The sequence below is a fragment of the Polynucleobacter sp. UK-Gri1-W3 genome (assembly GCF_018881595.1).
In the GTDB taxonomy this organism is placed as follows: domain Bacteria; phylum Pseudomonadota; class Gammaproteobacteria; order Burkholderiales; family Burkholderiaceae; genus Polynucleobacter.
Window position 1 is genome coordinate 211,510 of sequence record NZ_JACVQA010000008.1, and the last position, 16,225, is coordinate 227,734.

Consider the following 16,225-nt stretch of genomic DNA (forward strand, 5'->3'; position numbering starts at 1 on the left):
TTAACGCATGACAAAACCTAATTCTTATATTCGGTTTCTCAAGTTGGTTGATGTATTAAATACTAAAAGTAGCATCCGCAGGTTGGACTCTATTGAGGCCTTACTTTTAAATAGCATCATGATCGATGATCAGGCCGGCCGTTCTATTCTTGTCGGGGATCTGATTAATCTAAAATTATTGGGCTCTCAAGCTACTCTGCACAAACGAGTAACGAATCTTCGGTCACTTGGCTACATCAGCCTCATAGCTCAGAGTGATGCTCGTAAGAAGAGGGTGATGCCAACAAAACTCTCGTACAAGAGACTTGAGTCCCTTTCAAGCTGTATGGAGCAAGCTACAAAAGCTCTTACTTCTAAGGCTTAAAGCGCTGACGCACTATTTTTTCGACTGGTATTGCTTGTGCTCTGCCCCTGTTTTCTCTTTGTTGTTCTTCTACCGCTTTTGCGAACTCAATCTCTGAGATTGCCTTTTCCTCAGCCCGCTTACTGAGTTCTGATGCTGGGATAACTGAGCCCAGGGCTTTAAGAGTATCGACTGTAGGTTTGCCCGTCTTAATTATTCCGGAAGGGGGGTTCATCATTTTGTGTAATGTCGTCGCCAGAATTTTTCCTTCTGCGTCCAGGTCTGATTCTTGCACTCCAAACCAGTTATTTATGACTTCTGCGCCTATCTTTTCGATATTTTCCAAAGTTCGGTAGTAGATTGAATGTTCCTCCGCGCCTGTCTTTAGATTCTTTCTTTTGGAGGAATAAACGCGAATAGTATGGCTTGGACCATCCATTACCAGCCTTTTAGTACTGGTGCCTGTGGAGCTTGGCGGGGAGTATTGATCGTGGCGTTCGGCATAGCGGGGGCCGGGGTGGCCGTGGTAGTACCTTGATAGGTGCCAGTGGGTGAGTAGTAGTTAGTCTGCCCGTTATCCACCTGTGATGAGCCAATACTTTGTCCTTGGGGGGTGTATGTAGTGGTTACTCCGCTCGGCGAGGTCTGCTGATAGCCTTTGTAGGCTCCGTTAGCGTCATAGATTGCTTGTGCGCTGGCAATAAGCGGAAAAAGTATTAGTAAGGCAGCTAAATATCTCATTAAATAGTCCAAGTTAACTAAACGCTTCCACCCATGCCTTCAATATAGGTAGTCACAAAGTGCCTTACCTTTTCAGCTATACGATCTAAGATTGATTTGCTTTCAATCACACCAGGTGAGTACTCTAGGGCCTGCTTGATCTGTTGGTTACGCGGAAACTTATTGGCAAAGAGATAGTCATTAATCAGCTTTTCCATCTGCTCTGGGTTGATTTTCTCGTCAGCACACATGTCCTTAAATGCCTGAGCTCTATGGTTAGACCAAAAACTCTCGAATTCACCGATAACATTGTCGTTGGGGTTGAGTTTGGGTAGATTTTCCTCAATGAATCTCTCAATGAGCTCTCGCTTGCTGCGTAACTGCACCTCACCAGCAACGAGATCAATGATCTCTTTATGACGCTGCTTAGCCTCATCAGGCGGAAGTTTTTTAAGGCTTACGAGCAGATTTAGGATGTAGGCTACATTGATCTCATCCCTATGTATCAGACTGAGCTCGAAATCAATATCCTCGAGTACTGACACTCGATTCTCTTCGGTAGCTTTTTTAACTTTATCGTGAATATCAAGGTATTTACTCTTATAGTCCTCGAACGTCTGAGCTGTAATACCCAAGTCCTCGTCCTTAAAGTCTGAGAACGTTGTGAGGATATTCTTGATCCTCAGCAGTTCACGGAATCTAGTTACAAAGATGAGCTCTTCTTTTTCATCTCGCAACGAATCAACGCTACCCACGGTTGGAGCAATATCTAATAATTGTTCGGTCGCCTTATTAAACTGAGTTACATAATCCTCGTAGGGCTCAAGTAGCACAGTCTCTTTGGCATTCTTATTAGAGAAGAGGGCGATTGCCTCGTCAGTTGCCTCTTTGAGATTACGGAAGCAAACAATATTCCCCTGAGACTTCTTCTCATTGAGAATTCGGTTCGTGCGCGAGAGTGCCTGAATTAGTCCGTGGAACTTTAGATTCTTATCAACATAAAGTGTGTTGAGTCTTGGACTATCAAAGCCAGTCAAGAACATGTTTACCACCAGAAGAATGTCAATTTCGCCTTGTCTCACACGCTTAGCGATATCTTGATAGTAGTTGTAGAAGGACTGACTATCGTTCGTCGAGTACTTTGTCCCAAACATCACGTTGTAATCCTGAATAAAGCTATCAAGGTGATCGCGACTGTATTGATTAACTTTTGCACCTTCGGTAGGAGGATTTTCTTCTGGAATGATTCCGCTAATTAGGCCGTTATCTAGACCATTGGCGGTAGGGTCGGCTTCGTTAGCGGCATAACTGAAGATCGTCGCAATCCGCAGCGGCTTTGCTAATCCCTCTTGCTTCTGTTTAAATAGTTGATAGTACTGAATGAGGTTCTCTACACTGCTAACGCAAAACATCGCTGTAAATTCAGGTGACTTAGTCTTTTGCCTGTGATGCTCAAGTATGTAGTCGGTAATTTTGCTTAGGCGCTTAGGACTGTCAAGCAGGCCTTTTGTATCAATTGCCTCGACATCAATATCAAGTTCGCTGGCAGACTCTTTCCGCTGGTACTTGCCTACGTACTCAACTGCAAAACGTAAAACATTCTCATCTTTAATTGCATCAACAATGACGTATTTATGTAGGCATTCACCAAACAGACTTTTGGTAGTCTGCTTATTGCCTTCGCTACCAGTAGCATTCTCTGCAAGGATTGGCGTGCCAGTAAATCCAAACATTTGAGCGTTCTTAAAGAAGGTCTTAATGTTCTGGTGCGTATCGCCAAACTGGCTTCGGTGGCACTCATCAAAGATAAATACGATCTTTTTATCCTGTAAATGACCAATCTTTGAAAGATATTTGCCATTCATGATTGCGTTGTTTAGCTTTTGGATCGTAGTTAATACAAGCTTTGGAGTTTCTTCACTTAATTGCTTGACTAGGGTGCTGGTATCTCCAGTAATGTCGATACTCCCCTTAGCGAATGAGTTGAATTCTCGAGCCGTTTGATAGTCTAAGTCCTTGCGGTCAACTACAAAGATGACCTTATGAACCTTTGGCATGTTGACAATAATTTGACTAGCTTTAAATGAAGTGAGCGTTTTGCCGGAACCGGTAGTGTGCCAAATATAAGCATTGGCATTACTGGCTTTAACTTGATTAATCAAAGCTTCGGCAGCGTAAAACTGATATGGGCGCAGTACTTTAATAATCTGATCTTGAGTGAGCACCATGTACTGGGTGATCATCTTTGCGATATGACAAGGCTTTAAGAACTCGGCGCTGAACTCATTTAAATCGGATAGGCGATTATTAAGTTTGTCTGTCCAAAAGAATGTTTGCTCGAAAGGGGCCTTCTTATTGTTGGAGTAGTACTTAGTATTGACGCCGTTACTAATGATAAATAGTTGTACATACTGAAATAGACCATAGCCTGCATCGTAGGAGGTATGGTGGTAGCGCTGAATCTGATTGAACGCTTCTTTTAATTCAATCCCACGCCGTTTTAGCTCAATTTGGATTAGCGGCAACCCATTAATCAAGATGGTGACGTCATAGCGGGTCTTGCGACGACCTTCTATGGAAATCTGATTGGTAACCTGGAACTCGTTCAAGCACCAATCTTCGCTATTAATAAAACTAATGCGGATCTCTTCGCCGTTCTCGCGCTTAATAGGAAAAGGCTTATCTCTGAGAATGCCAGCTCTAGTAAATACGTCGCCTGTATTAAGGCGATTTAATACCTTATCGAACTCTTCGTTTGAGAGGGTAACTTTGTTATGAATCTCTAGTTGGCGCTTGAGATTAGCAAGCATGCAACCTTCATCGTCAATCGTTACGCGGGAATATTCCATCCCCTCCAACTGCTTAATTAGGGATTCTTCGAGAGCGTATTCAGATTGAGTAGACATTGTGTGGTTTAAACGAACATTTGCTGTAGAAGACCTTGCTTGTACTCTTTGGCAGCCTCTAGCTGGGCTTTAACGTTCATGATCTTGTCATCAATGGCGGCGAGGAAATTGGCAATTTTGATTTGCTCGTCAAGGCAAGGAAGACTAATTTCCATCGATTTAATAATTTGCAAATTTAAGCCCCCTCTGCCTCCATCACCAGCTGATAGCGATCTAAGCTCATCATACCTAGCCTCTAAATTTTGATAAAGGTAGCGCGTATTAAATATTGTTGGATTTGGCAGAATTGCAGCAATTGATTGATTTGTACATAACTCAACTAAATTCATCGCTACAGTTCCGCGTGTTTTACCTTGGCCAGCTAAACCAATTAAGACACAATTTTTTGGAATTAATTTAGTACTCGAATTTTCTAATCCAGCTTGAGTTATGCGATTTTCAACTTCGAAAACCACCTTGAGATTAAGTTCGCCAGAATTCATCCATCGAATACTTCCGCCCCAATATTCCTTTTTTAGTGTGCTGGGCGTACCGCCAGCAGTAATTTTGCTTGATATTTCACCAATTGTTGTAAGTTCCCACTCCGGAAACTCCCGCCTGTCATCATCCTTAAAGCGCAACTCCTGATTGAAAATCTTCTGCATCACTCCTTTTTTATAGGAGGAGAGTAATTCATATTTCTTGGTAAGCTGGGAGATCTTGGCGTCAACGGTTGTGAGGAAGTTGGCGATTTTGGTTTGTTCAGGTAGCTCGGGAGTGCAAATTGGTATTGCTGATAGAGATTCCTGGCCGATGTTGTATCTTGTTGCGCCACCACTTCTTTGAGTTATCTGATCCCTAACCGAACTTGTCTTTAAAAGATGGTGTGAAAAGATCGGATCTATTTCAACTTCAGCACGTCCTCTGATAACAAAGCCACCAAAGGTAACTGGGCGTACACCCAAATAAACATTTGATTGGCCGACATCTTCTCTTGTCTCAGAGCTCCTTTGAAAAAGAATGTCCCCATATTTAATTTCATTCTTGGAAAATTCAACATCTGAAATATTTACAGAGCCAATAATACTTTCGTAGCTAATATAGTCATTATTAATAATATCTAATACATTAATAAACTTATATCCGCTTCCATATTGCGACTTCTCGGCATTAACACCGTTTTTAAAAGAATAAATGGCACCCAGCAACCGATGGTTCCAATCGTTTTGAAATTCTTTAAATCTTAGCTTTGGCGCCACTACTTTCGTAGTCATCTTATTTCCCTGCTGGCGCAAACGGCGGCTCAATACCAAGCTCTTTACAAAAGTTTGCGATGATCTGATCGGTTGCTTTGCTCTCTTGATCTAGTTGAGCGAGTTGCTTTGAGATTGCATTCAGATCGATAAACTCTTCTGCCTCAAACGTATCGACATATCTTGGAATATTCAGATTCCAGTCGTTAGCCTTGATTGATTCAATGGTGGCTAGGGCGCTGTATTTATCTTCACTGCTTCGGGCTTTATAGGTTTCGACAATCTTTTGAATATGCTCTGGCCGCATCACATTGGTGGTCTTGACCTTCTCAAAGTGATTGCTGGCATCAATAAAGAGGATATCGTCTGGATTCTTGCGACATTTCTTAAAGACGAGGACACAAGTGGGAATGGAGGTGCCATAAAAGATATTGGCTGGCAGGCCGATCACGGCATCTAAGCAATTGAGCTCTTCGATTAGGTATTGGCGAATATGGCCTTCTGCCGCCCCTCTAAATAAGACACCATGAGGTAGAACAACTGCCATCGTGCCTTCTTCGGCTAGTTGGTAGACCATGTGCTGCACAAAGGCCATATCGGCTTTAGAGCTTGGAGCTAATCTGCCATAGACACTAAAGCGATCATCACTCATAAAGAGTGGACTGGCGCTCCATTTTGCAGAGAAGGGCGGATTTGCTACGATTGCATCAAAGCGTAGATCTCTGTGCTGCGGATTCTCTAAGGTATCTTCTTGCTTGATATCAAAATCAGAGTAATGAACGTCATGCAAAATCATGTTCATTCGTGCTAGGTTATAAGTAGTGCGGTTTAGCTCTTGACCATAGATCCTGCCTACTTGTTCGGCCTCTCTTTTAACTCGTAAGAGCAGGGAGCCGCTACCGCACGTTGGGTCATAGACGCTTTTAAGTTTCTTGTTATTAGCAGTAACCAGCTTAGCTAAGAGCGTGGACACGGGTTGGGGCGTATAAAACTCACCAGCCTTCTTTCCGGCCCCGCTCGCAAATTCACCGATTAGGTATTCGTAGGCATCGCCCAAAACATCGGCAGTAGCATCAGACAAGTTGAAGTCGATCTTGTCTAAGTGAATGAGCACCTTAGCAATCAGATCATTTTTCTCAGCCTCAGTTTTGCCGAGCTTCATTGAGGTGAGGTCTATATCTTCGAAGAGGTTTGCAAACTCTTCTTCACTTCCTGTCCCCATGGTGCTTTGCTCAATATTCTTGAGGATGCGGGTTAGATCTCCCAAGATGAAGTTATGGCTGCTACCTTCGTTTTTGGTATCGAGCTGATTATTGCCTTTAAGCGCAATTGCATGAAATAACTCGCTAGGCTTTAAAAAGTAACCCAATTCATCCAGGGCAGCAGAGTCGAGGGCTTCAATGTAGGCTTTGCCTTTGCTCGTTGACTCATCTAGTGATGCGAACTTAAGGTTTTCTTGTTCTAGCTGGGTATCAGCGAAGCGTTCAATCTTCTCGGAGAGGTATTTGTAGAAGATAAAGCCAAGGATATAGTCACGAAACTCATCTGCACCCATCTTGCCGCGAAGGGTATTTGCGATGTTCCAAAGTTGCTGTTGTAGCTGACGGCGCTGTTCTTCTGACATTTTTACCTAGTTATATGGTTTATATGCATTCTACAGGGTCAAAAAATAGCATAAAAAGGGCTCTAATCCCTAATTTATGGGGCTGGCTAAAAATAGGGGTTGATAAATGGCCAGATCAACTCAATAGGGAATAGGATTAAAAATCCTGCCCAACATATTGGCCTTACATACCAATCCCACCCTTGAAAGTGATTTAACCGATGCGTAAACTCCTATTGCTGACCCCTCTACTTCTCGTTGTTGGGTGCGCTACACACGTTGTTAGTTCATCTCCGCGATCCGTTGTTGTCGAATCTCAGTCCTTAAATGCGGGAGAGGCTCAGAGTCAAGCCGACCAGGAGTGCGCTAAATTTAAGAAATTCGCGCAAATGACCTCGAAAGGCAGTTACTGGGAGAGAAATTACACCTTCGCTTGTGTTGATTGATTAAGAGTTGCGAAAATATGGCCGAAGTCTTGGCGTCCAAACAATTTAAATTGCGGTGGGTTACATGACAACAACATTATTTGATCAATATGCATCAGTCATTAAAAATTTAAGTCCTGAAGAGCTCAGTGATGTTGGGTCACTACCATCTAGTCTCGAGATGGAGAGAGATGGGCCCATATCAAGCTACTACATTCCATTCGAGCATGTAAATACACAAGCTAAAATTGTGCTCGTTGGAATTACTCCTGGTTTCACTCAAACTCACAATGCTCTCCTTGAAGCGCAAAAGCAATTAAAAGCTGGAGCAAGCAATCAATTTGCGCTTCAAGCAGCTAAACAGACCGGGGCATTTTCTGGGCCAATGCGCCCAAACTTAGTGGTTATGCTTGATTACTTAAAGATAAATGAATGGCTTAGAATTAAAACTTGCGATGACTTATTCGGTTTATCAAGTCATTTAGTGCAAACAACGTCGGCTTTGAGGTTCCCTGTATTTGTAAATAATGAAAATTACAACGGCACCCCAAATATGACAAAACATCCGCTGCTGAGAAAGCTTCTAAAGGAATACTTCTCTGAAGAGGCTGGAATGCTTAAAGATGCAATTTATATACCGTTAGGGCCTAAGGTATCTGAGGCGCTTAACTGGCTGGGGTCAGAGGGTTTGATAGATGCCTCACGTGTATTTGATGGGATGCCTCATCCATCTGGTGCTAATGCAGAGCGAATAGCTTATTTTTTAGATAAAAAACTAAGAGCAGATTTATCTATTAAAACTGATCCAGATAAGATCGATAGAGCAAAGGCGGCGTTGATTGCAAAGATTGCGAATATTTAACGGTTTAGCGTCAAAAGTAGGTAAGTTACATAGGTAAATCCAGCAAAGCTAACCAGCCCGAATACTTTCCAGCTTAACTCTCTACTGGAATCATCTTCCTCAAGCGGTAATTGATTTTGCTCTTCGATGGGCTCTACATGGCTGGCATGCTCATTGCTCTCTGAATTATCTAAACGTTGTCGATAGCTAATTCCTGAGCCTGGTAATCCGACACTGTCAGTAACTCTATCGCCGCGTATGTTTAGTTTTGCTCCACGGCCCAACGCTTACGCTTGCTCCAGTCTTGCTTAGATTCATTATGAAGCCTTTAAATAAGGTGATTCGCTTTTGAAATCGTAATCCCATGACGTGGGCCTTTACTTGATTTGGGATAGGTTGGATATTTAAGTGTAGTCATCTAATGAGAGATTTGGTGATGTCGGGAAATGTAAATCAAAGGCTCCATAGCAAAGAGAGGATCTGCATAAATTTGACTCTAAATCTGCATAATAGAACTAGTAGCAAACCAATAGAAACAAGGGGTTACGAGCCCCTGAGCGCCAATTCTATTATGCAAATTACTACTTGTAAGTCATTGATTCATATAAAGAAAGTGTCACTCAAGTACATTGGCTACGAACCAAGGGGTCGTGGGTTCAATTCCTGCCAGCCGCACCATACTACATAAGGGTCTCCCGTCAGGGAGACCCTTTCTATTTGTGCAATAGAACTGTATTTGTGCAATAGAATCAGGTTTTTATCGTTATTTATCCAGATTTACCGCCATGAGAGCCATATAAAATAGGGGCCTTCTATTTAGCCTGCATTTTTAGCTTGTGCAATAGGGTTAATTCGTTCTTTTGTCATTAGTCTGACTCTTCGTAATCACATCACCATCACTTAATTGGGTTGTTGTGCTCTGCAAGCATCATTACATTTGACTGCTTACATGCCTATTGCGGCCACTCAAAAGGCCTCTCTTTATTGATTCTGACTGGCAGAGAGCGGCCAGTAACGGCCCTTACTCAGAGAAGTTGGATCCCAAAACCCTTCATCACAAGGGCAAATAATCCAAAGCAAATAACCGTTACCACTACGCATACACCCATGGTTATCCAGAACCCCAGCTTTGGAAGTAAGTATGGAAATAATAGAAACATAGGCAATGTTGGAATCACATACCAGAAGGTGTAATAAGCGTGATTAGCTATCTTCTCTTCAGGCTGGTTTTCTAAATAAAGCCATAAAAGAGTTAAAAGAGTCATTACGGGCAATGCCGCAATAAAGCCACCTAACCTATCACTTCGTTTGGCAACTTCAGAAATGAATACAACCATTCCTGCGGTTAGAAGATATTTGGTAATGATCCAAGCCATTTGAGCCTCTAAATGATAAGTTGCAGTTCAGTTTATAGAAACCTAGACATGCTGCCTAGATAGGCATAGGATGAAACTAGGTGCTTAGCCTAATGGAGGGTGATATGAATCAATTTATGGATGGCTCAATGATGGGTGGAATGGGGTTGATTGGAATCTTAGTTTTGATTGTCCTTGTCCTTTCAATTGCCGCTTTAACGAAATATCTCTTTTTTAGTAAAAAATAGCGTTTTTCATTTGTGCCATTGGGAAAGCAGGCTTTTGCAAAAGTAGCTAGAATCACTAAATGCCTCGCGTTTGCCTACTTATCCTGTTAGTTGTCCTATTACCCATTCGCTCTTTTGCGTTTGAGAGCATGGGATTTAGTGTGGCTCAGCCAACGCATTCCATGGAAATGATGGCTGATAGCGATGCAAGTCATTGCGAGATGATGCAAAGCTCTAGCAAGCAAGACCCTCAATCTGAGCAACATGACAAACCCACTTGTAATGCCTGCTCCTTGTGTATGGCATTTGCATTTGCGTCGCCATCCATAGCAATGAATTTTAAGCAACTCTCGTATCAATTTGTACAGCAAGAGCCATTATTCGTATATGGCGCACTCTTAGCTCTACCCATCAAGCCACCCATTTTGTAATCCCCCTAGCAGTAGTCCGTCCAAAATTTGGATGGAGTTGTTTATCTAATTAACTTTCCTTTGGGGGAAACATGAAAAAATTTGTATTGGGTATTTTATTTCTCATCACTTCACTATCTTGGGCGGCGCCTGATTGGACCAAAGCACAAGTAGTCAAAGTAGAGCCTGAGCGTCATCGTATTGTGCTCAAACATGAGCGGATTCAAAGCATTGATATGGATGCTATGACTATGCTTTTTGATACTGCGCCCAAGTTAAATCTTAAAAGCTATAAAGCGGGTGATCAGGTACGCTTTCAGGTCAAAATCAGTGATGGGGCGCTAGAAGTAGTTGCCCTGGAGAAGGCGCCATGAGGTCATGGCTTGTGTTCATAGGTAGTCTTTTAGTCAGCCTTACCGCTCAAGCGGCGCCGATGGGATTTAAGGATAGCTGGATGACGATGGGTGATTTTAGTAAAACCTTTCGAGAGCAAACAGCTAACTACGCCTTGACTCCTAGAGATGCTATTGGTGTGACTTCGACCTATATGCAAACGAATAACTATTCGCAAACTCAGCTTAATAATGAGCTCACCTACACTCGATTAGTTAAGCGTTGGAATATGCCAGAAGCACAAGCCAATATTTGGTTTATCGGCGGCGTTGGCGAGACCACAGGCAATTACTTTAGCGGAACTAAAGCTACGGTATCCCCTGGCATTCAGGCTGATTATGAGACTACTCGTTTGTATGCTTCAGCTAATACTCGCATCTATGTGGCTGATGGCATTACCAATAATGTAGTTTCGGCAAGAGCTGGCTTTTCTTTCTATGAAGCGAACTACGATGAGACCCAACCATGGTTGATCGTGGAAGCTAGAAGAATGTCGATGGTATCAACCCAGTATGAAGTAACGCCTATGCTTCGGCTGATTCATAACCGCTTTTTTGTAGAGGCAGGGGCGAACCTTCATGGCCAACCCCGCCTGAGCTTTATGTATGTCTACTAAATGAACTAACAAGGATTACAAAATGAAAAAGATTTTTATAGCAACGCTCTTAGCCCTCACTTTATCCCCAGCATTTGCTGTAACTAGCATGAAAGCAACAGTTAATGGCATGGTCTGCGCTTTTTGTGCGCAAGGCATTGAAAAGCGGATTTCAAAAATGCCATCAACCAAGGCCGTCTATGTGGATCTCAAACAAAAGACCGTTGTTGTTGAGCCAAAAGAGGGCATGGCTTTAGATCAAAAAGCCATCATTGAGGAAGTCAAGGACGCAGGGTATGACATCGTCAAAGTAGAGTCAGTACCTAAAAGTGTTGCAGAACTCAAAGCAGAACTGGTGGCCAACAAATGATTCCTGAAAAAATGATCGCACCCAAAAGCAATCTCCTTACCAGTGTTGCGACGCTCTTTGCCAGTTCAAGCACTTTGATCTGTTGCGCTATTCCAGCACTTTTAGTGGCATTAGGTGCGGGCGCTACTTTATCCACCTTTATTTCCATCTTTCCAAAGATTGTATGGATTAGCGAGCACAAGGTAGAAGTATTTATTTTTGCGGGAGTGATGCTCTCTATTAGTGGTTATATGCAATGGCGCGGTAGATTTGCTCCATGCCCAACTGATCCCACATTAAGAGATGCCTGCATGAGAACGCGCAAGGCTTCATTAATCGTTTATAGCCTGAGCTTATTGCTTTATTTAACCGGGGGTTGGTTTGCTTTTGTGCAACCTCTGATCTCGAGTTAAAAAGTTCATAGGCGTATCTACATTCAATCTAAACCACCTTCGGGTGGTTTTTCTTTTTATGACTGCTTTGGGTCGATATTTGCCTCCAGTAGCTAACTAGCTTGAATGACTGCTTTTGAGATTTCTAGAGTCCTTGCTGATGCCATTAATTCAGCGCAAAGTGGTATTCCCTTTCACATAAGGAGAATGTCATGGAACAGCTTATTGCAACTACGCATAAAGAACCCTGGAACAAAGGCAAACTGACAGGGCAGAAAGCACCACTTAAGTTAAAAGATATTTGGGCCATTCGGGTCCGACTTCAACTAAATGTCAACAAGCGGGATTTAGCTTTATTTAATTTGGCTATCGACAGCAAATTAAGAGCTTGTGACCTAGTTAAGTTAAAAGTTCGAGATATCGCGACTGGAGACCATGTTTCATCTAGAGCCAACATATTGCAACAAAAGACCTATCGACCAGTTCAGTTTGAAATTACTGAATTAACAAGGACTGCAGTTGAGCAATGGATTCAGGCGGATGGCTTGCACCTGGAGGATTATCTATTCCCCAGTCGGATTAAAGAATCCCCACATTTATCGACTAGGCAGTACGCTAGGATTGTGCATAGTTGGGTTAGCTCTATTGGCTTGGAATCAGCAAACTATGGAACGCACACCATGCGCCGCACTAAGGTTTCTTTAATCTATCGCCGGACTAAAAACCTACGAGCAATTCAGTTGCTGCTGGGTCATACCAAGCTGGAAAGTACAGTTCGTTACCTAGGCATTGAAGTGGATGATGCTTTGGAGATGGCAGAACAAACTGAGGTTTGAAATTGGGGAGGCTGCGTTAATGCCATCGCCGCAGTCTACCCCTCTCTCATAAGCAGACAGTCAGATGGACTTTGGCCGATAGGCTCAATCCGACCCAAGGGAGACCTTGGAGGACAAGTCCAGTAACTCATCCCCCTAGTGTGTTACTACCTTGACCGATCCATCCACATATAGTTCTGCTGCATCATTTGGTTCATCATGTTCTGCTGCATACCCATGTATTGATCCATCATGTATTGGCGTTGCTTTAACTGCTCAGGTGTTAATTTAGAGTAATAGGGGCCCATACCATTCCAACCCATCATGTGTCCACCCATCATGCCGCCGTTACCACCACAACAACCCATCATTCCCGAGCCCCACATGCCTTGCATCATATTCATGTTGCCCTGCATTGTGCTCCAGTGAGCCTGCATCAGCTTTTGCCTTTCTTGCGGATCTTGAGTTGCACGGATCTGATCCATCTGCTGTTGCATCTTTTTAAAGTTCTCTTGAATTTGAGCGGCTTGCTTATCAAACTCCGCTACATCAACATTTTTTTGTTGTGTCTGTGAGGCTTTAGTGCCCGCCCCTGCTGTTTGCGCCAAAACGGGCGCACTTAGTAAAACACCTAAACTTAAAATCGCAACCCATCCTAGCTTTTTCATTTTAGTACTCCTTGAGTTAACTGCTTGATATGAACTAACACCTAGCTTCTTAATAACCGCAATCCATTTGCCACTACTAGCAAGCTCGCACCCATATCCGCAAATACCGCCATCCACATCATGGCTTGCCCTGTAAAGGTAAGCACAAGGAAAATAGCTTTAATGCCAAGAGCAAGAACAATGTTTTGAGTCAGAATTAGAGCGGTTGATTTGGATAGCCGAATAAAGGTAGCAATCTTGCGTAAATCATCATCCATTAGCGCAACATCAGCAGTCTCTATCGCAGTATCGGTTCCAGCCGCCCCCATCGCAAATCCAATACTTGCTCTTGCTAAAGCGGGGGCATCATTAATGCCATCTCCAACCATGCCTACCTTTACATAGGGATCCTTTTTTAGGCGACTGTCAATTATTTTGAGCTTATCTTCAGGCAATAAATTACCCATAATCTCATGGACACCCACCTGTTTACCTATTGCCTTTGCGGTGTGCTGATTGTCACCAGTGAGCATGATGGTAGTCACGCCTAATTGGTGAAGCTCATCAATAGCCTGCTTGCTTATTTCTCTAACAGTATCGGCCACCGCAATAATGGCTAAAACCTCTGTTTGGTTGGTAAGCAATACGGCCGTTTTGCCTTGCTGCTCTAGTGGTAATAAACGATTCTCAATATCATCAGAGCACAAACCCAATTCTTCAATCAGTCGATGATTGCCAAGGTAATACAAATTACCCTCAATAACGCCTTTGACACCGCGACCCAGAATCGCCTCAAAGCTATCTACAGTCTTTAAATCATTCTTTTGCTCTTGATTAGCATGGGCAATTGCTAGAGATACGGGATGATCAGATCGCGCTGCAAGACTAATGGCAATTTCGTGAATATGCTTGTCATTGCTTCTTAATGCAAAAAAGTCCGTTTGTGCAGGCTTCCCGTAGGTTAGTGTCCCTGTCTTATCTACTGCTAAGACCTTCATGCTCCGTCCTGCTTCTAAAAAAGCGCCTCCTTTAATTAAGATGCCTTTTCTTGCAGCGGCTGCTAAGCCACTCACAATCGTTACTGGTGTTGAGATCACCAAAGCACAAGGGCAGGCAATCACTAACATGACTAATGCTTTATAGATCCACTCTTGCCATGACTGCGCCATTAACAATGGAGGCAAAACAGCGACTAACACCGCAAGCAAAAAAACAGCTGGCGTATAGATCTTGGCGAATTGATCAACAAAACGCTGGGTGGGCGCACGACTTCCTTGCGCTGCTTCAACTGCATGAATAATTCGAGCTAGCGTTGAATGAGTCGCTTCTGCAGTAACTTTGTATTCGAACGATCCTGTCTGATTGATCGTTCCTGCAAATACCTCATCGCCAACTATCTTATCGACGGGTAGGCTCTCACCCGTGATTGGCGCTTGATTTGCTGCCGAGTTACCACTTATTAATATGCCGTCTAAAGCTATTCGCTCTCCAGGACGCACTCGAACTAAAGCACCTAAAGCGATAGCCTTTACATCCGTTAGCACCCAAGAGCCATCGGCTTGCTGAACGGTTGCGGTTTCAGGGGTGAGGTCTAATAAGCCACGAATCGCATTACGAGCACGATCTAATGACTTGGCTTCAATTACTTCAGCTAGAGTAAATAAGAACATCACCATGGCGGCTTCTGGCCAACTTCCAATCGCCATCGCGCCTGTGACTGCAATTGACATTAAGGCATTGATATTAAGATTGCCATTCTTTAATGCAATCCAGCCCTTTTTATAGGTGGTCAGGCCACCTGAAGCAATTGAGGCGATTACTAGAGCAATGACAATCCACTGATTACCAAGTTGCAGCAATTCCATGATTTCAGCCAAGGTTGCAGTGATACCTGCAACAGCCAATGGCCACCAATTTTTTTTAGGTATAGGCTCAATCGAGCTGTCCTTTGTAGAAGTCTGACCACTTTGTAGCACCGCCTGCATTCCAATTGAACCCAAAGCGGACTCGATAGCGTCAAGTGAGTTGAGATTGTGACCAACCGTGAGTATCCTTTGCATTAAGTTAAAGTCCAGCGACTCAATGCCGCTTACACTAACTAGCTTTTTGCGAATAAGCGCCTCTTCAGTTGGGCAGTCCATATTTTCAATGCGATAGATGGCCTTATTCTTGCTCCGTATCTCAGAAGCCTTTGTCACAGGGGTTGATGTAGAACAACTACAGGAGGTATTGCATTCGCTCATAGCGGAAACCTAAATGATGAAGACATAGAACATTTAACACCCTATAGTAACTATAGAGTCAAGGGATTAGAATAAAAATGTAAAAACTTGGAGGTCAAATGAGAATTGGTGAACTAGCAACAGCCACAGGCACTCAAGTGGAAACTATTCGGTTTTATGAGCAAGAGGGTTTGTTAGCAAAACCGGCTCGATCTGAGGGTAACTTCCGAATCTACGGGGATCAGCACCTGCAACGCCTTACATTTATTCGCCACTGCCGCTCGCTGGACATGACCTTAAGTGAAATTCGTCAATTACTTCGCTTAAAAGATTTGCCCGATGAAAACTGTGATGCAGTAAATGAATTGCTTGATGCCCATATTGAAGGTGTAAGCAATCGAATTAATGAGCTACGCCAACTTGAGCGACAATTAAAGCTGCTCAGAAAACAATGTCATGCGAATCAGGACTCAGCACACTGCGGGATCTTAAATAAATTATCGCTACCCGTGAAGTAAAAAAGAGGTGACACTACCGCCTCTTATTGGTCGAGGCTGTGTAAAAACCCCCAATAATCTCCCTGTTTTTGTAAACACCTAAGCACCCTCAAACGTTAATTAAGTATCACTAATTAACGGATGTTCATGAAGATGAAACGATTCATTACTGGCCAAGATCGAACCCAAAGTACTTTATTACCTGAGCTGCTTGATGAGTACATCACCGAAGAAAACCCCGTACGCGTCATTG

Annotated in this window: 20 protein-coding genes; 10 read left to right on the forward strand and 10 right to left on the reverse strand. The window is 43.2% G+C overall.

The window, feature by feature from the left end:
- The first annotated feature begins 7 nt into the window (after positions 1-7).
- Positions 8-364: a hypothetical protein gene (locus ICN36_RS08990; protein ID WP_216228043.1), complete on the forward strand. Its 357-nt coding sequence runs from the start codon at positions 8-10 to the stop codon at positions 362-364.
- On the opposite strand, the gene ICN36_RS08995 is transcribed toward ICN36_RS08990, so the two are convergent.
- The 5 genes from ICN36_RS08995 to ICN36_RS09015 are packed head-to-tail and all read right to left on the reverse strand — an operon-like array spanning position 354 to position 6,825.
- Positions 354-782 carry a hypothetical protein gene (locus ICN36_RS08995; protein WP_216228044.1) on the reverse strand — a complete coding sequence of 143 codons (429 nt, stop codon included), beginning with the start codon at positions 780-782 and terminating at the stop codon, positions 354-356. The genes ICN36_RS08990 and ICN36_RS08995 overlap by 11 nt on opposite strands.
- Positions 782-1,084 (reverse strand): hypothetical protein, encoded by a 303-nt coding sequence (locus tag ICN36_RS09000; protein ID WP_216228045.1) that lies wholly within the window; start codon positions 1,082-1,084, stop codon positions 782-784. The genes ICN36_RS08995 and ICN36_RS09000 overlap by 1 nt, the downstream gene beginning before the upstream one ends.
- A 17-nt stretch (positions 1,085-1,101) precedes the next feature.
- Positions 1,102-3,969 (reverse strand): type I restriction endonuclease subunit R, encoded by a 2,868-nt coding sequence (locus ICN36_RS09005; protein WP_216228046.1) that lies wholly within the window; start codon positions 3,967-3,969, stop codon positions 1,102-1,104.
- 8 nt (positions 3,970-3,977) lie between these two features.
- Positions 3,978-5,255 (reverse strand): restriction endonuclease subunit S, encoded by a 1,278-nt coding sequence (locus tag ICN36_RS09010; protein ID WP_216228047.1) that lies wholly within the window; start codon positions 5,253-5,255, stop codon positions 3,978-3,980.
- On the reverse strand, positions 5,224-6,825 hold the full coding sequence (locus ICN36_RS09015; protein WP_216228048.1) for a type I restriction-modification system subunit M: 1,602 nt from the start codon (positions 6,823-6,825) through the stop codon (positions 5,224-5,226). Before ICN36_RS09015 ends, ICN36_RS09010 begins: the two co-directional genes overlap by 32 nt.
- A gap of 489 nt (positions 6,826-7,314) precedes the next feature.
- Here ICN36_RS09015 and ICN36_RS09020 point away from each other — a divergent pair, with 489 nt between their 5' ends.
- On the forward strand, positions 7,315-8,091 hold the full coding sequence (locus ICN36_RS09020) for a hypothetical protein (protein ID WP_216228049.1): 777 nt from the start codon (positions 7,315-7,317) through the stop codon (positions 8,089-8,091).
- On the opposite strand, the gene ICN36_RS09025 is transcribed toward ICN36_RS09020, so the two are convergent.
- The 3 genes from ICN36_RS09025 to ICN36_RS09035 all read right to left on the reverse strand — a co-directional run bounded on the left by ICN36_RS09025 (position 8,088) and on the right by ICN36_RS09035 (position 9,446).
- Entirely contained in the window at positions 8,088-8,354 is a 267-nt protein-coding gene (locus ICN36_RS09025) for a DUF4236 domain-containing protein (protein WP_216228050.1), read from the reverse strand. The genes ICN36_RS09020 and ICN36_RS09025 overlap by 4 nt on opposite strands.
- Positions 8,317-8,436: a DUF4236 domain-containing protein gene (locus ICN36_RS12155; protein WP_216228051.1), complete on the reverse strand. Its 120-nt coding sequence runs from the start codon at positions 8,434-8,436 to the stop codon at positions 8,317-8,319. Before ICN36_RS12155 ends, ICN36_RS09025 begins: the two co-directional genes overlap by 38 nt.
- Positions 8,437-9,095: 659 nt before the next feature.
- Positions 9,096-9,446 carry a DUF3147 family protein gene (locus ICN36_RS09035; protein WP_215310636.1) on the reverse strand — a complete coding sequence of 117 codons (351 nt, stop codon included), beginning with the start codon at positions 9,444-9,446 and terminating at the stop codon, positions 9,096-9,098.
- 104 nt (positions 9,447-9,550) lie between these two features.
- On the opposite strand from ICN36_RS09035, the gene ICN36_RS12070 reads away from it, so the two are divergent.
- The 7 genes from ICN36_RS12070 to ICN36_RS09065 all read left to right on the forward strand — a co-directional run bounded on the left by ICN36_RS12070 (position 9,551) and on the right by ICN36_RS09065 (position 12,627).
- On the forward strand, positions 9,551-9,673 hold the full coding sequence (locus ICN36_RS12070) for a hypothetical protein (protein ID WP_099092317.1): 123 nt from the start codon (positions 9,551-9,553) through the stop codon (positions 9,671-9,673).
- Positions 9,674-9,732: 59 nt separating this feature from the next.
- Positions 9,733-10,083 carry a hypothetical protein gene (locus ICN36_RS09040; protein WP_215330275.1) on the forward strand — a complete coding sequence of 117 codons (351 nt, stop codon included), beginning with the start codon at positions 9,733-9,735 and terminating at the stop codon, positions 10,081-10,083.
- Between the two features lie 71 nt (positions 10,084-10,154).
- The gene (locus ICN36_RS09045; RefSeq protein ID WP_216228052.1) at positions 10,155-10,436 is read left to right on the forward strand and encodes a copper-binding protein; all 282 of its coding nucleotides are present in this window, start codon (positions 10,155-10,157) and stop codon (positions 10,434-10,436) included.
- Positions 10,433-11,071, forward strand: a complete 639-nt coding sequence (locus tag ICN36_RS09050; RefSeq protein ID WP_216228053.1) for a hypothetical protein — start codon at positions 10,433-10,435, stop codon at positions 11,069-11,071. Before ICN36_RS09045 ends, ICN36_RS09050 begins: the two co-directional genes overlap by 4 nt.
- Positions 11,072-11,093: 22 nt before the next feature.
- Positions 11,094-11,420: a heavy-metal-associated domain-containing protein gene (locus ICN36_RS09055; protein ID WP_011903508.1), complete on the forward strand. Its 327-nt coding sequence runs from the start codon at positions 11,094-11,096 to the stop codon at positions 11,418-11,420.
- On the forward strand, positions 11,417-11,812 hold the full coding sequence (locus ICN36_RS09060) for a hypothetical protein (protein ID WP_228385071.1): 396 nt from the start codon (positions 11,417-11,419) through the stop codon (positions 11,810-11,812). Before ICN36_RS09055 ends, ICN36_RS09060 begins: the two co-directional genes overlap by 4 nt.
- A gap of 191 nt (positions 11,813-12,003) precedes the next feature.
- On the forward strand, positions 12,004-12,627 hold the full coding sequence (locus ICN36_RS09065; protein ID WP_216228054.1) for a tyrosine-type recombinase/integrase: 624 nt from the start codon (positions 12,004-12,006) through the stop codon (positions 12,625-12,627).
- 146 nt (positions 12,628-12,773) lie between these two features.
- Here ICN36_RS09065 and ICN36_RS09070 read toward each other — a convergent pair whose 3' ends face one another.
- Positions 12,774-13,274: a hypothetical protein gene (locus ICN36_RS09070; protein ID WP_068949419.1), complete on the reverse strand. Its 501-nt coding sequence runs from the start codon at positions 13,272-13,274 to the stop codon at positions 12,774-12,776.
- 41 nt (positions 13,275-13,315) lie between these two features.
- The gene (locus ICN36_RS09075) at positions 13,316-15,496 is read right to left on the reverse strand and encodes a heavy metal translocating P-type ATPase (RefSeq protein WP_216228055.1); all 2,181 of its coding nucleotides are present in this window, start codon (positions 15,494-15,496) and stop codon (positions 13,316-13,318) included.
- A 98-nt stretch (positions 15,497-15,594) separates the two neighbouring features.
- Here ICN36_RS09075 and cadR point away from each other — a divergent pair, with 98 nt between their 5' ends.
- On the forward strand, positions 15,595-15,993 hold the full coding sequence (gene cadR, locus ICN36_RS09080) for a Cd(II)/Pb(II)-responsive transcriptional regulator (RefSeq protein ID WP_068949421.1): 399 nt from the start codon (positions 15,595-15,597) through the stop codon (positions 15,991-15,993).
- Positions 15,994-16,225 lie beyond the last annotated feature (232 nt).